This is a genomic window from Mycolicibacterium nivoides (assembly GCF_003855255.1).
Classification (GTDB): domain Bacteria; phylum Actinomycetota; class Actinomycetes; order Mycobacteriales; family Mycobacteriaceae; genus Mycobacterium; species Mycobacterium nivoides.
Genome location: NZ_CP034072.1, coordinates 202900 through 216060, shown reverse-complemented (window position 1 = coordinate 216060; position 13161 = coordinate 202900). Strand labels below are relative to the sequence as shown.

The 13161-nt window shown below is 65.6% G+C and carries 9 protein-coding genes and 1 pseudogene; 3 read left to right on the top strand and 7 right to left on the bottom strand.

Annotated features, from left to right (window positions below):
• Positions 1-75 precede the first annotated feature (75 nt).
• Positions 76-1362 carry an amidohydrolase family protein gene (locus EH231_RS01080; RefSeq protein WP_090424933.1) on the top strand — a complete coding sequence of 429 codons (1287 nt, stop codon included), beginning with the start codon at positions 76-78 and terminating at the stop codon, positions 1360-1362.
• Between the two features lie 76 nt (positions 1363-1438).
• Here EH231_RS01080 and EH231_RS01075 read toward each other — a convergent pair whose 3' ends face one another.
• Together EH231_RS01075 and EH231_RS01070 are read right to left on the bottom strand one after the other, a co-directional pair.
• Positions 1439-2674 (bottom strand): cytochrome P450, encoded by a 1236-nt coding sequence (locus EH231_RS01075; protein WP_090424932.1) that lies wholly within the window; start codon positions 2672-2674, stop codon positions 1439-1441.
• Complete coding sequence (locus EH231_RS01070; RefSeq protein ID WP_090424931.1) at positions 2671-3726, bottom strand: LLM class F420-dependent oxidoreductase; 1056 nt, start codon at positions 3724-3726, stop codon at positions 2671-2673. The genes EH231_RS01075 and EH231_RS01070 overlap by 4 nt, the downstream gene beginning before the upstream one ends.
• A 140-nt stretch (positions 3727-3866) precedes the next feature.
• Between EH231_RS01070 and EH231_RS01065 the strand changes: the two genes are divergently transcribed.
• Positions 3867-5363 carry an acyl-CoA carboxylase subunit beta gene (locus tag EH231_RS01065; protein WP_124711708.1) on the top strand — a complete coding sequence of 499 codons (1497 nt, stop codon included), beginning with the start codon at positions 3867-3869 and terminating at the stop codon, positions 5361-5363.
• On the opposite strand, the pseudogene EH231_RS01060 reads toward EH231_RS01065, so the two are convergent.
• The 4 genes and pseudogenes from EH231_RS01060 to EH231_RS01045 form a co-directional block, all read right to left on the bottom strand.
• A pseudogene (locus EH231_RS01060) lies at positions 5358-6335 on the bottom strand (FAD binding domain-containing protein); the annotation flags it as partial. The gene EH231_RS01065 and the pseudogene EH231_RS01060 overlap by 6 nt on opposite strands.
• The gene (locus tag EH231_RS01055; RefSeq protein WP_090425948.1) at positions 6332-6844 is read right to left on the bottom strand and encodes a (2Fe-2S)-binding protein; all 513 of its coding nucleotides are present in this window, start codon (positions 6842-6844) and stop codon (positions 6332-6334) included. The pseudogene EH231_RS01060 and the gene EH231_RS01055, both read right to left, overlap by 4 nt.
• Before the next feature lie 17 nt (positions 6845-6861).
• On the bottom strand, positions 6862-9054 hold the full coding sequence (locus EH231_RS01050; protein ID WP_234927089.1) for a xanthine dehydrogenase family protein molybdopterin-binding subunit: 2193 nt from the start codon (positions 9052-9054) through the stop codon (positions 6862-6864).
• A 34-nt stretch (positions 9055-9088) separates the two neighbouring features.
• On the bottom strand, positions 9089-10153 hold the full coding sequence (locus EH231_RS01045) for a cupin domain-containing protein (RefSeq protein ID WP_124711707.1): 1065 nt from the start codon (positions 10151-10153) through the stop codon (positions 9089-9091).
• Between the two features lie 443 nt (positions 10154-10596).
• Between EH231_RS01045 and EH231_RS01040 the strand changes: the two genes are divergently transcribed.
• Positions 10597-12108, top strand: coding sequence for a sensor histidine kinase (locus EH231_RS01040; protein WP_090424928.1), 1512 nt, complete (start codon positions 10597-10599; stop codon positions 12106-12108).
• On the opposite strand, the gene EH231_RS01035 is transcribed toward EH231_RS01040, so the two are convergent.
• Positions 12083-13141: a TIGR03857 family LLM class F420-dependent oxidoreductase gene (locus tag EH231_RS01035; RefSeq protein WP_090424927.1), complete on the bottom strand. Its 1059-nt coding sequence runs from the start codon at positions 13139-13141 to the stop codon at positions 12083-12085. The two genes, EH231_RS01040 and EH231_RS01035, sit on opposite strands and share 26 nt — an antisense overlap.
• Between the last annotated feature and the right edge of the window lie 20 nt (positions 13142-13161).

Genomic DNA, 13161 nt, shown 5'->3' with positions numbered 1-13161 from the left:
TGGCCTGGCCTGAAGCCGTCACGTCCGGCTAAACTGTCGTCCATACGGTAAGGCCGTCGTGAATGGAGCGCGTTCGTGAACAAAGACGACATGATCCTGATCAGCGTGGACGATCACATCGTCGAACCACCTGACATGTTCAAGAATCACCTTCCGAAGAAGTACGCCGATGAGGCACCGCGCCTGGTGCACAATCCCGACGGCAGCGACACCTGGCAGTTCCGTGACATCGTCATCCCCAACGTCGCGCTGAATGCGGTGGCCGGCCGCCCGAAGGAGGAGTACGGCCTGGAACCCCAGGGCCTCGACGAGATCCGCAAGGGCTGCTACGACGTCGACGAGCGCGTCAAGGACATGAACGCCGGCGGCATCCTCGGCTCGATCTGTTTCCCGTCCTTCCCCGGTTTCGCCGGCCGGCTGTTCGCCACCGAGGACCCGGAGTTCTCCCTGGCCCTGGTCCAGGCCTACAACGACTGGCACATCGACGAATGGTGCGGCGCTTACCCGGCCCGCTTCATTCCGATGGCGCTCCCGGTCATCTGGGATGCCGAGGCGTGCGCCGCCGAGGTCCGCCGGGTTTCGAAGAAGGGCGTGCACGCCCTGACGTTCACCGAGAACCCGGCCGCGATGGGTTACCCCAGCTTCCACGACGACTACTGGACTCCACTGTGGAAGGCGTTGTGCGACACCAACACCGTGCTCAACGTGCACATCGGATCCTCGGGCAAGCTCGCCATCACCGCACCCGACGCGCCGCTGGACGTGATGATCACGCTGCAGCCGATGAACATCGTGCAGGCCGCCGCGGATCTGTTGTGGTCCAAGCCCATCAAGGATTACCCGGATCTCAAGATCGGGTTGTCCGAGGGCGGTACGGGCTGGATCCCGTATTTCCTGGAACGCGTCGACCGCACCTACGAGATGCACTCGACCTGGACGCACCAGAACTTCGGCGGGAAGCTGCCCAGCGAGGTGTTCCGTGAGCACTTCCTGACCTGCTTTATCTCCGATCCGGTCGGCGTCGCGCTGCGCGACAAGATCGGCATCGACAACATCAGCTGGGAGGCCGATTACCCGCACAGCGACTCGATGTGGCCGGGCGCCCCCGAGGAGCTGTGGGATGTGCTGACCGAGAACAACGTGCCCGACGACGAGATCAACAAGATGACGCACGAGAACGCCATGCGCTGGTACTCGTTCGACCCGTTCACGCACATCTCGCGGGAGCAGGCGACCGTCGGCGCGCTCCGTAAAGCCGCTGAGGGTCATGATGTTTCGATCCAGGCGCTGAGCCATCACGAGCAGGGCAGCCGCGGCGATGCGCTTCATGCCGCGGCGCGAGGCAATTCGGGTTCCGAGTAGGGAACTCCGTCTCGAAACAGTAGTCAGGGCTGCTACCCCAGAAGGGATAGCAGCCCTGACTACTGTTTCGCCGGGGCTAGCGCAGCGAGTACCGCACCGGCAGGTGCTTGAGACCTCCGACGAACGTGGTGGCCATGTGTTGCGGTTCGCCGGCGAGCTCCGCGGAGCGCAGCCGCGGCAACAGCTCGGTGAAGAAGCTGTTGATCTCCAGCCGGGCCAGTGCGGCACCGAGGCAGAAATGCACACCGTAGCCGAACGCGATGTGTTTGTTGGGATCCCGTCCGACGTCGAAGCGGAACGGATCGACGAAGACGTCCTCGTCGCGGTTGCCCGAGACATAGGACAGCAGTACCGATTCGCCCTTGGCGATGCGTACACCGCGAATCTCGTAGTCCTGTTGCGCGGTACGCATGAACTCCTTGACCGGTGTCGTCCACCGGACCATCTCCTCGACCGCCAGCGGCATCAGGCTCATGTCGTTCTGCAGCCGGGCCAGTTGGTCGGGATTCTGCAGCAGCGCGTGCATGCCGCCCGAAATGCTGGCGCTACTGGTGTCGTGGCCGGCAGCGGCGATGATCGCGTAGTAGGAAACTGTGTCGATATCGGACAGCGGCTCCCCGTCCAGTGTGGCGTTGGCGATCGTCGACGCCAAGTCGTCGGTCGGATTCGCCCGACGCGAGGCGGTCAGTTCGGTGAAGTACTGGAACATCTCGAGCAGCGCCATGCCCTGCTCTTCCATGCTGGTGCCGCGCTTGAACTCGTCGTCGTCGCTGCCGAACAGCTCCTGGGTGAGCTTGAGCATGAACGCAAAGTCGGACTCGGGCACACCGAGCAGCGTCATGATCATGTACAGCGGATAGTTCACGGCGACCTGCTGTACGAAATCGCATTCCGGCCCCTCGTCGACCATTCTGTCCACGAACCGCTTGGCCAGTTCATCGGCGCGATCCTTCAACGCGCGCATGGCCTTTGGCCGAAACCAGTTGGCTCCGATGGCCCGCAGATCGCGGTGCACCGGATCGTCGGTGTGGATCAACGTCCGGATGCCGATCGCGGCCTGCTGCTCGTCGCCCTCGCGGGTGACCAGGACCGGGCGCGGCGAGTTGGTGAAGATGTCGTTGGCACGTTCGATCTCCATGATGTCCGCATGCTTGGTGATCGCCCAGAAGGGGGCATAGTCGGGCACCTCGACCCAGGACACCGGTGCGTTGGCCCGGAGGTGGGTCAGGTCCGCGTGAAGTGTCACCTCGTCGGCGTACGCCGCCGGGCTGGCGAACATCTTGGCGACATCGTCGATTGTGCGGACGGTCATACGTTGCTCCTCACTGGCGGGCATTCGCGAAACTCCTGCAGCACCGCGTTCACGGTTTCCGGGGACACAGCGGCGGGAAAACCTGGAAGCACGCGGTCGATGACACCGTCGCAGCGGCGCCGCAATGTCGCGGCCAATTCGGGGATCGGCGCGACGACGGCGAAGGTGCCGAGCACTTCGTCGTCGATCAGATCGCCCATCGCGTCCCACTGGCCGTCCAGCGACAGCCGGTGCAGTTCGGTGTGCAGATCACCCCAGCCGTGCAGCTCCAGGACTTTGCGGTAGGCCGGTGTCGAGCCGTAGAACGCGAGTTGTTTGCGGGTCGCGACCGACGCCGCGGCCATCTCCTGTTCGTCGGCGCCGGTGACCACGAAGACGGGGCAGGACAACTCGAAGTCGGCGCGATCACGCCCGCTGCGGTCCATTCCACGCTGCAGCGCGACCGTGGTCACCTCGTCCAGATAGCGGCGGGTGGTGAACGCGTGGGCCAGCAGTCCGTCGGCCACCTCACCGCACACTTCGGTCATCAGTTCACCCACCGCGGCCAGGAACACCTTGGGGAACGGCAGCGCCGACGGTTCCGGGGTGAACATCGGCGTCATGATCTTGTGGGTGTAGAACTCACCCTCGAACCTCAGCTTGGTTCCGTCGCGCCAGCAGCCCCAAATCGCATGCAGCGCTTCGATGTACTCGCGCATGCGGCGCGCCGGGTGACTCCACGGCATGCTGAATCGCTTCTCGACGTGCGGCTGGATCTGGGTACCCAGTCCGAGGATGAAACGTCCGCCCGAGTAGGTCTGCAGATCCCAGCCCAGCTGGGCCGTGGTCATCGGGTTGCGCGCGAAGGCGACCGCGATGCTGGTGCCGATCTGGATCCGCTCGGTGTGCTCGGCCGCGATCGCCAGGGGCAGGAACGGGTCGTGGTTGATCTCGCCGGTCCAGCATCCGTGGTAGCCGTGAGCTTCCAGCTCGCGGGCGATGTCCGGAACTTCGGCCAGCCGGCTGGGGATGCCGCGGTCGACTTTGACAGCGCGGGGAACGGGGTCACTCATCGGCGACGCATTCCTTTGCCAGCGTGTTTCACCATGCGCAAAACGAGCACCCGAACGACGCTACAGTAAGCAATTCAGTATGGTCAACGGCGGTAGGCTTGTGCACCCAGGCGCGAACGCTCGACAAGAAGGACGGCGGCATGACGAACGACCCGGAGTGGAAAGAGACACTTGAGGATCTCGCCAACCGACGTGAACGTGCGCACGGCATGGGCGGAGCCGAACGGCTGGCCAAGCACCACGGCAAGGGCAAGCTCGACGCCCGCGCCCGGATCGCCCGCCTGCTCGATCCCGACACCTTCCAGGAATTCGGCACCCTGGTCGGCGGTGACATCGCCTCCGACGGCCTGGTCGCAGGTGCCGGCCGCATCGACGGCACGCCGGTGATGGTGGGTGCCGAGGATTTCACCACCCTGGCCGGCAGCATCGGCCCGGGCGGCAACGCCAAGCGGTACCGGCTCGCCGAGCTGGCGCTGCGCAACAAGATTCCGCTCGTGATGCTGTTGGAGGGCGCGGGTTTTCGCCCGAGCGGGGAGCACTACGGCAGAACCCCCACTGATCTGATCGCGCAGGCGAAGTGTTCCGGAAAGGTGCCCACCGTTTCGGCGATCCTCGGCCCGTCGGCCGGCCACGGCGCCCTGGTGGCCCCGGTGTGTGACTTCACGATCATGAGCCGCCAGGGGGCCATCTTCACCGCCGGGCCGCCGGTGGTGAAAGAGTCGACCGGCGAGGACATTTCGAAGGAAGACCTCGGCGGGCCGGGTGTGGCGCTACCGAGCGGGGTGATTCACAACTACGCCGAGGACGACGAGACGGTCATCGACGACATCCGGCGCTACCTGTCCTACTTCCCGTCGAGCGCATGGTCGTATCCCCCGACCCGACTCGCCGATGACACGGCCGAACCACGGCTCACCCCGGAAATCCTCGACATCGTGTCCCGCGACAACCGCCAGATCTACGACATGCGCGCGGTCCTCGACGAGATCTTCGATCGCCCCGACTGGTTCGAGGTGCAGCCCAAGTTCGGCCGGGCGATCATCTGCGCGCTGGCCCATCTCGGCGGCTATCCCGTCGCCGTGGTGGCCAATCAGCCGCAGGTGCTCGCCGGTTCGATCGACGCCGACGCTGCCGACAAGGCAGCACATTTCATCACCGTGGCCGATTCGTTCCATCTGCCTATCGTGTTTCTCGCCGACAATCCGGGGATGCTGCCGGGTAGCCATTCCGAGCGCACCGGCGTGCTACGCAGCGGCGCGCGGATGTTCGCCGCCCAGACCGCCGCGACGACGCTCAAGCTGCACGTGACGCTGCGCAAGGCCTTCGGATTCGGCTCGATGGTGATGTCTCTGTTGGGTTTTGACGATCAAGTGGCGACGTTCGCCTATCCCGGTGCCACCATGGGCGCGATGGGCGCGGCGGCACTCAGCGCCGCGACCCATGCCGGCGAGGATTACGCCGAGGTGCTCAAACGCATGGAGCTCGAGGCGTCATTCCGGTCGGCGGGTCACCTCGGGTTCGATGAGCTCATCTCCCCCGAGGAGACCCGCAACGCCCTGCTGGTCGCCCTGCAGCACGGCATCTTCAGCCGCCAGGCCGTCGCCGAGCCGGTGTCGCGCACTCTGATCATGCCGTGAGGCGGCGATTGTCAGAGCGCGGATCACACTCTTGCGGCCGAGCTCGACCTTGAATCCGTTCTCGCTCAGCGGCTCCGCACCCGCCATCATGAGACCGGCGGCCCGACGGTAGGTTTCGATAACCGCGGGCTGCCCGATCAGGCTGCATTCGGCCGCTGCGACCCGCCAGGGTTTGGCCGCCACTCCGCCAAGTGCCACTGCGGCCGAGCGGATGACCCCATCGTCGATGTCCAACCCTGCCGCCACCGACACCAATGCGAACGCGTAACTGTGCCGGTCGCGCACCTTGAGATACCAGCTGCCTGCACCGAACGCCGGCGCAGGCAGCTCGACGCCGGTGATCAGCTCGGCGGCGCCCAGCGTGTTGTCGCGCTCCGGGTGCGCCCCCGGCAAGGCGAAGAACTCGGCGATAGCGATGGTGCGCTGACCGTGCGGGCCCACTACGTGCACCACCGCATCGAGGATGGCCAACGCCACGGCCATATCGGACGGATGCACCGCGATGCAGCTGCGGTCGGCGCCGAAGACGGCATGCTCACGGTGGAATCCGTCGCGCGCCGCGCAGCCGGAACCGGGTAGCCGCTTGTTGCAGTACTCGAACGCGGTGTCCATGAAGTACGGGCAACGGGTGCGCTGCAGCAGGTTTCCGCCGACCGTGGCCATGTTGCGCAACTGGGTGGTGGCCCCGGACAAGATCGCCTGAGACAGCACCGGATACCGGCGACGGATCAGCGGGTGATTGGCCAGCGCGCTGTTGCTCACCCCGGATTCGATCAGGACACCGCCGGATGCGGTTTGGGTGATCGAGCGCAGGTCGAGCCGGCCAATGTCGATGAGTGAATCCGGCAACTCGACACCGGTTTTCATCAGGTCGAGCAGGTTGGTCCCACCGGCGTAGTACCGTGCGCCGGCGGCCGCCGCGGCTACCGCATCGGCGACGGTGGCGGCGTGAGCGAACGCGAAGGGCTTCATCGTTCCCCGCTCGCGTCACGGATCGCCGTGACGATGTTGGCGTAGGCGCCGCAGCGGCAGATGTTGCCCGCCATTCGTTCACGGATCTCGCGAGAGGTCAGGTCCGGCGCCACGGACACGTCCGTCTGTTCGAAAGATTCCGCGGACAGGTCCCCGCGGGCGTGTTCGGCCAGCATGGCCTGGGCCGAGCAGATCTGCCCCGAAGTGCAGTAGCCGCATTGGAAGGCGTCACGGTCGATGAACGCCTGTTGAATCGGGGCGAGGTCGTCCCCGGCAGCAATGCCCTCGATGGTCTGCACCGACCGGCCACTGACCGACGCGGCCAGCGTCAGGCAGCTCAGCACACGCTCGCCGTCGAGGTGGACCGTGCACGCGCCGCACAGCCCGTGGTCGCACCCCTTCTTTGTGCCGGTCAGATGCAGCCGCTCGCGCAGCAGGTCCAGCAGCGTGCGTCGCACATCGGTCCGTACCGCGTAGCTGCGGCTGTTGACCCACAGTTCGATATCCATGGTGTTCTCCGCCGGGTTCAACTCGGTTCTCCCATCAACATTTCCAGGGTGATCGGCAGGTCCCGCAACCGCTTCCCGGTGGCATGGAAGACGGCGTTGGCGATGGCGGCGGGCACTCCGCAGGCGCCGATCTCACCGATGCCGCGTATCCCAAGTGGGTCGAGCCCGTAATCGGGGCGGTCGATGAACGCGATGTCGTACTCGGGGACGTCGGCGTGGGTGGGCAGGTAATACTCACCGATCAGTTGTGCGGTGTGGGGGTCGTAGGACACTTGTTCGTACAGCGCCATGCCGATACCGAAGGTGATGCCACCCATCACTTGATTGCGGGCGAGTTTCGGATTGAGCACCCGCCCGCAGTCCATTGTCGCCACCCAGCGCGTCACTGTGGCCTTGCCGAGGTCCTCGTCCACCTCGACCTCGCAGAAGTGGGCGCCGAATGACTGGGAGACGGCTGATCCTTCGGCACCCCCGTCGCTTGTGACCGTGAAGCTCAGCCGCTGGGCCAGCGGGTCACCCCCGTCTCGCAGCACCTCGGCGACCGACATCACGGGACGGCCTGCACGGGTCACGACGCCGTTGCCGATGTCGACCGAATCGGCGCCGGCCCACCCGTCCAGGTCGGCCAGCCAGCCCACCAAACGGCGCTTCCATTCGGTGCCCGCTTGGTGCACGGCCGAGCCGACCGTCGCGCTGGTCTGTGAGGCCCCGCTGTACGGCGCCTGCGCGAACTGGGAATCGCCAGAATCGAAATGGGCCGACGCCAACGAGATTCCGGCCGCGTCGGCGGCCACCTGCCGCATCACGGTGCGCACCCCGGTGCCGATCTCATGGGTAGCCGCGCTAAAGCGGACGGCGCCGTCGGCAGTCGTGGCGACGCCGCAACCGGAGGGCATCCGCCGTCCCGGATAGGTCGCGGTCGCCATCCCCCAGCCGACCTGAACCCCGTCGCGCCGCAGCGACCGCGGGACCAGTTCACGTGCCGCCCACCCGAAGCGATCGGCGCTCTGCTCGAAGCACTCCCGCAGGTGTTTGGCCGACCACGGCTTGCCGGTGGCCTGATCCAGAGCGGCATCGTTGGTCAGCCGCAGCACTATTGGATCGACCCGCAGCGCGTAAGCCAGTTCGTCCATCGCCGACTCAAGTGCGAACAGCCCGGGAGCCTCCCCCGGCCCGCGCATGAAACACGGCGTAGGCGCATTAATGGGTGCCACCGAATGCGAGGTGACCAGGCGCGGCGAGGAGTACAGAATGCGGGCCGACAATCCGACCGGCTCGCAGAAATGCGCTACCGGAGAAGTCTCGGTAAGGGTGTGCTGCTCAGTGCTGAGCAACCGACCGCGGTCGTCGGCCACTAGCGTGAGTTGCTGCTCGGTCCGGGGCCTGTGCCCGGTAGAGGAGAACATCTGGGCACGGGTCAGCACCAGCTTGACCGGACGGCCCACCGCACGGGCGGCGACGGCGCACAAGACCACATGCATCCACAAGAAGCTCTTGGACCCAAATGCACCACCCACCAACGGGGACAGAATGCGGATGTTGTCCTGCGGAATCCCGAGATAGCCAGCCAGCACCCGGCGTTCACCACTGATCCAACGGGTGGTGTCGTGCACCGTGAGCCGATCACCGGTCCACGCGGCGATCGTCGCGGAAAGCTCAATGGGGTAGTGCGCGTTCAGCGACGTGCGGTGGTGTGTCGAGATCCTGACCGCCCCTTCAGGTTCGGCTTCGGCTCCTCGCCGATCCTGCAGTTTCTCTGCGGTGAGCTTCACGAAATGGTCGGGACGGTACCGATCGGCTTCGGGTACCTCGCTCATCCTCAGGCGCGCAGGCCTGCGCACATAGTCCAACTGCATCCGCTCGGCTGCGGCGGCAGCGTTCTCCGGCGTGTCCGCGACCACCACCGCCATGTGCTGACCGACGTGATGCACCTCCAGATCGGTTAGCGGCGGTCGCCGCTCGATCGGGAAATCAAAAGTCAGATCGCGCGGAAGCACCTGCAGTGACGGGCAATTCAGCGGCGTCACCACGTGCAGGACTCCTGGCTCGGCGGCGGCCGCTTGCGCGCTTCGGCGTAGCGACTCTTCCGTTACCTGGCCATGGCTGACTTGAGACTGCACCAGGGCCGCATAGGCGAGATCAGCGACGACAGCGTCGGCGGTGTATGTCGCCTGTCCCGTGACCTTCTCCTGTCCTTCGACCCTGTTCACCGGCTGCCCGATATTGCGGTGTGTCACGTCGACGTCAGCGTTCCAGCGGGTTGCGACGCCCGACAATGAGCGGATCGATCGGAGTGAAGGGGAATTCGGGTAGGTCCTCAATGTGGGTGTTGAAGGTGGCGGCCAGCACCTCCCGCGAGTAAACACTCACCGAATTGCGGTAGCCGATGTCGCCGGGGGTAGGTTGGTCGAAGAAGATCAGGAAGTGCAGATCAGGTGCATCGACCACCTCGATGTGATGCGGGTACGCCCGCGGAATGAAGTAGACGTCGCCGCGGCGGAGCTCCCAAGTGTCCAGCGTGCCATCGGGATCCATCACCGTCATCCGGGCTGAGCCTTCGCGCACATAGCCCATTTCGGCGGTGATCGGATGCCAGTGAGGCTCGCGCATACCGTCTTCTCGAATCCGGAGCGAGTACATCGACAGATCCTTGAGAGCGGGCCAGTACTGGACCCGAGCGGTGCGGGCAGAACCGACCGCCGAACTGACCGGGGGCGTCATTGCTTCGACAGCGAACTTGTGCGGATCCGTGTACCCGGCAATGTCGGGTATTACCGCCCCGCCCTGACGCGGTGCGAGTTTGCGGTCGGCGGTGTCACGGCGCAGAGAGGCGAACTCGCCCGCGTCCAGGTCGTAGGTATTGCCCAGCACCGCGTCGGTCATGGCGCCGAACGCGGCACCCAGTCCGAAATCCTCAGGCCGTTCGTGCCCAAAAGTGACAATGAACTCGGCCGGTTCGACTCCGATGTTCTCGATGTGGTGAAGAGAGCCTGAATCGACATGGAACATCTCGCCGGCCGACACTGTGAATGTCGCAAAGCGGTTACCGGTGTCGAGGACCGATACCAGAGCGGTTCCGGCCACACAGTAGGTCAGCTCATTAGCGTTGGCGTGCCAATGCGGAGTACGCATCGCCCCTGGGTTGATCACCAGCTGTTTGATCGACATGCCCCGCAGGATGGGGAAGCTGTCGGCGCTCACCCGCCGCATCGACCCGAAGTCGTTCTCCTCCACGATCTCGCCGTCTAACAGCGAGGCGGCATGGGTTGTGCGTTGCAGCGATGTCGCGGAATTCAGCGTGATGGTCATGACGTGGTCTCCTCAGGTCCAGGCCCAGCCGTTGTTGTCTGGCTAGAACCTTCGCCGAGGACACGCCACGCTGTCGTCGATGCTGGCCACCATTTGCACCGCAGGCTGGCAGGGTACCCGCACCCCCGCTAGCCCCCATTGACATCGGCGCGAGCACCGCCTTCCGCACCGAGGTCGATGCCCACCAAAGGGACGTCGGATGGAAGCGTGCGGTGGCGGTGGAGGGCTTCGGCGCCGTTCGGCTGCCGCTATACGGAACTGGGCGCCGTCGTCGACGCTCAGACAGCGCATGGAACTCCTCCCCGCGCGCGCGTACGTCGAGCTTGGCAGACCGGCAGATCGAAGACACTCCAGTTGGCCGGAGCTTCTCCGCGCCGCCCGGTTACCATCGCCCCGTGTCATCATCTGCCGACGGTCCCTCCGCCGGTGACCGCTCAGGTTCCGTGTCCACACGGTTGTTGAGCTTGGTGATCCGACCCAGCGTTCGCCCACTGCGCTGGGGCCTGCTGGTCGCGGCGTGTCTCATCATCGGAGAGACGCTGCTGGTCTTCCAGCTGAAGCGGGTAGCGCCGGAGAATGCGTTCGGCGCCATCTTTCTGCTCGGGGTGCTGGTGATCTCGGCCGGCTGGAGCTTCAGCCTGGCCGTGGCCACCTCGCTGGTGAGCGCACTCGTTTACCTCTACTTCCACCTTGAAGGTGCCGACAGCCTGGCACCGGCACTGTTCGTCTTCTTGCCGCTCGCCTTGTTGGCCAATGTGCTGGCCGGCCAGGCCCGGTTGCGTGCCCAGGAGTCCGAGCAGCGCCGCCGCGAAGCCGAATCTAGTCACAACGAGGTTCGCGCATTGGCCGCGCAGCAGACCGCGCTGCGCCGCGTCGCCACCGTGGTGGCTCGGGGAGCCGCGCCCGCCGAGGTATGCCCACTTGCAGTCAACGAGCTCGTGGTCGGCCTCGCGGTCGCGCATGCCTCACTGATCACCTACGATTCCGACTCCAGCTGCGCGGTGATCGCCACGGCGGACACCGAACCGCGCCTGCGAATGGTTGCCGGAGAGCGCCTTTCACTCGACGGCGACAGCCTGGCAGCTCACATTCTGCTTACTGGCTCCCCCGCGCGGATCGACTGCTACGACGGAGTCGCGGGTCAGATCGCCGCCCGGCTGCGTGCGCTCGGACTGCATGCCGGAGTCGGGGCCCCGATCACGGTCGACGGCCGGATCTGGGGTGCCATGATAGCCGGCGGCTCACAGCCGATGCCGCCGGAAACCGAGGCGCGCATAGGCGACTTCGCCGATCTGGTAGCCACCGCGATCTTCAATGCGGAGTCCCGAGCGGAGATCACCGCTTCGCGGGCGCGGGTTGTCGCCGCAGCGGATCAGGCTCGCCGCGGCTTCGAGCGGGATCTGCACGACGGCGCCCAGCAACGCATCGTCTCACTTGGGCTGGAACTTCGTGCAATCCAGGCCTCGGTGCCGCCCCAGCTGTCTGGTCTGCGCGACGAGTTGTCGCAAGCGATCGACGGACTCGCTGATCTGCACACTGATCTTCAAGAGCTGTCTCGGGGTATCCACCCGGCGATCCTGTCCAGAGGCGGATTGGGGCCGGCGCTGAGAGCCCTGGCCCGCCGTTCGCCCCTGCCGGTTGAACTCGCGCTGGAGGTGGACCGTCGGCTCCCTGAATCGCTTGAGGTCGCGACGTATTACGTCGTTGCCGAGGCGCTGACAAACGCAGTGAAGCACTCCTCCGCCACTGAAGTGTCGGTCCGGGCGGCGGCCGACGACACGCAGCTCACGGTGACGGTCATCGATAACGGGGTGGGCGGTGCGGCCCTCGGTACCGGCTCGGGATTGATCGGTCTCAAGGACCGGGTGGAGGCATTGTCCGGGCGGCTGGACATCTCCAGCCCGCCCGGCGCGGGCACCACGTTGTCCGTCAGGTTCCCGACGGCACCTGCGTAGCCCGGTATTCGGTGACGATCGGCTCGAGCTCGTCGGGGGTGGCCCCGTGCATGATCACCGCATCGGCGCCGTAGTCGAACTCCTTGCGGATCCGGTCCACACACTGACGTGACGATCCGGTGGCCGACGGCTCCAGCCACTCGTCGGGGATCAGGGTCGCGATGTGTTCGATCTGCTCGGCGCTGGCCTTGTGGTCGATGCCGCCCGGAATCGACGTGACGATGGAGTCTTCCCGGAAGCGTTGCAGCACGGCGGGATCCCAGTTGTTGGTGCTGACCAGCAGGTCGCCGTAGCCCTGCAGGTAAGTGGCGAGCCGGGCCACCGTCTTCTTGAGCCGCAGTTCCTCGGGCAGGTGGTCGCCCACGGTGGCAAAGCACGACCAGACCCGCACACTCGCCGGATCGCGGCCGGCCTTCTCGGCGGCTTCCTTGACCGTCTTCACCGCGCGCTGCAGTGTCTCCGGGGTGAAGTAGGTGTGCAGGATGACGTCGTCGAACTCGCGCCCACCCAACGCCAGTGTCTGCGGCCCGAATGCCACGATCGCCAGGCGGATGTCCTCGTTGAAGTCGGGGTCGAGGAACAGCACCTGGTACTTGCCGATCGGACCGTCGTGGTTGAAGACCACCTCGCCGTGCCACAACCTGCGCATGACCTGCGCGAAGTCCTCCATCTGCGCGGTGGTCACCGCGGGCACCCCGAACGCGTTGTACATGGCCGCAACACCGCGGCCGATGCCGAGGGTGAATCGGCCCCGTGACAACCGGTGCATCGTGGTGGCCCACGATCCGGTGATCAGCGGATGGCGGGTGTTGTGATTGGTTGCCGCCGTTGCGATCTGCATGCGGTCGGTCACCGCGCAGGCAGCGCCGACGAGTGAGGATGCTTCCTTGACGTTCCACCGTTCGGAGATGAACGCGGTGCCGAAGCCGAGTTCCTCACCGCGGCGCGCCTCGTCCATCAGCGTGGCCGGGCCCTCACCGCCCGCGCCGGCCAACAGGTAGTAGCCAAGCTCATCGAGGACTCGGTCGGTCATTTCGGCTCCTCGCGCAAGCG

Excerpts from the sequence above, each read along its gene's own strand:
- EH231_RS01035 (WP_090424927.1), bottom strand. The coding sequence starts at position 13,141 with ATGACCGACCGAGTCCTCGATGAGCTTGGCTACTACCTGTTGGCCGGC.
- EH231_RS01075 (WP_090424932.1), bottom strand. The coding sequence starts at position 2,674 with ATGACCGTCCGCACAATCGACGATGTCGCCAAGATGTTCGCCAGCCCG.
- EH231_RS01055 (WP_090425948.1), bottom strand. The coding sequence starts at position 6,844 with ATGGATATCGAACTGTGGGTCAACAGCCGCAGCTACGCGGTACGGACC.
- EH231_RS01065 (WP_124711708.1), top strand. The coding sequence starts at position 3,867 with ATGACGAACGACCCGGAGTGGAAAGAGACACTTGAGGATCTCGCCAAC.
- EH231_RS01045 (WP_124711707.1), bottom strand. The coding sequence starts at position 10,153 with ATGACCATCACGCTGAATTCCGCGACATCGCTGCAACGCACAACCCAT.
- EH231_RS01070 (WP_090424931.1), bottom strand. The coding sequence starts at position 3,726 with ATGAGTGACCCCGTTCCCCGCGCTGTCAAAGTCGACCGCGGCATCCCC.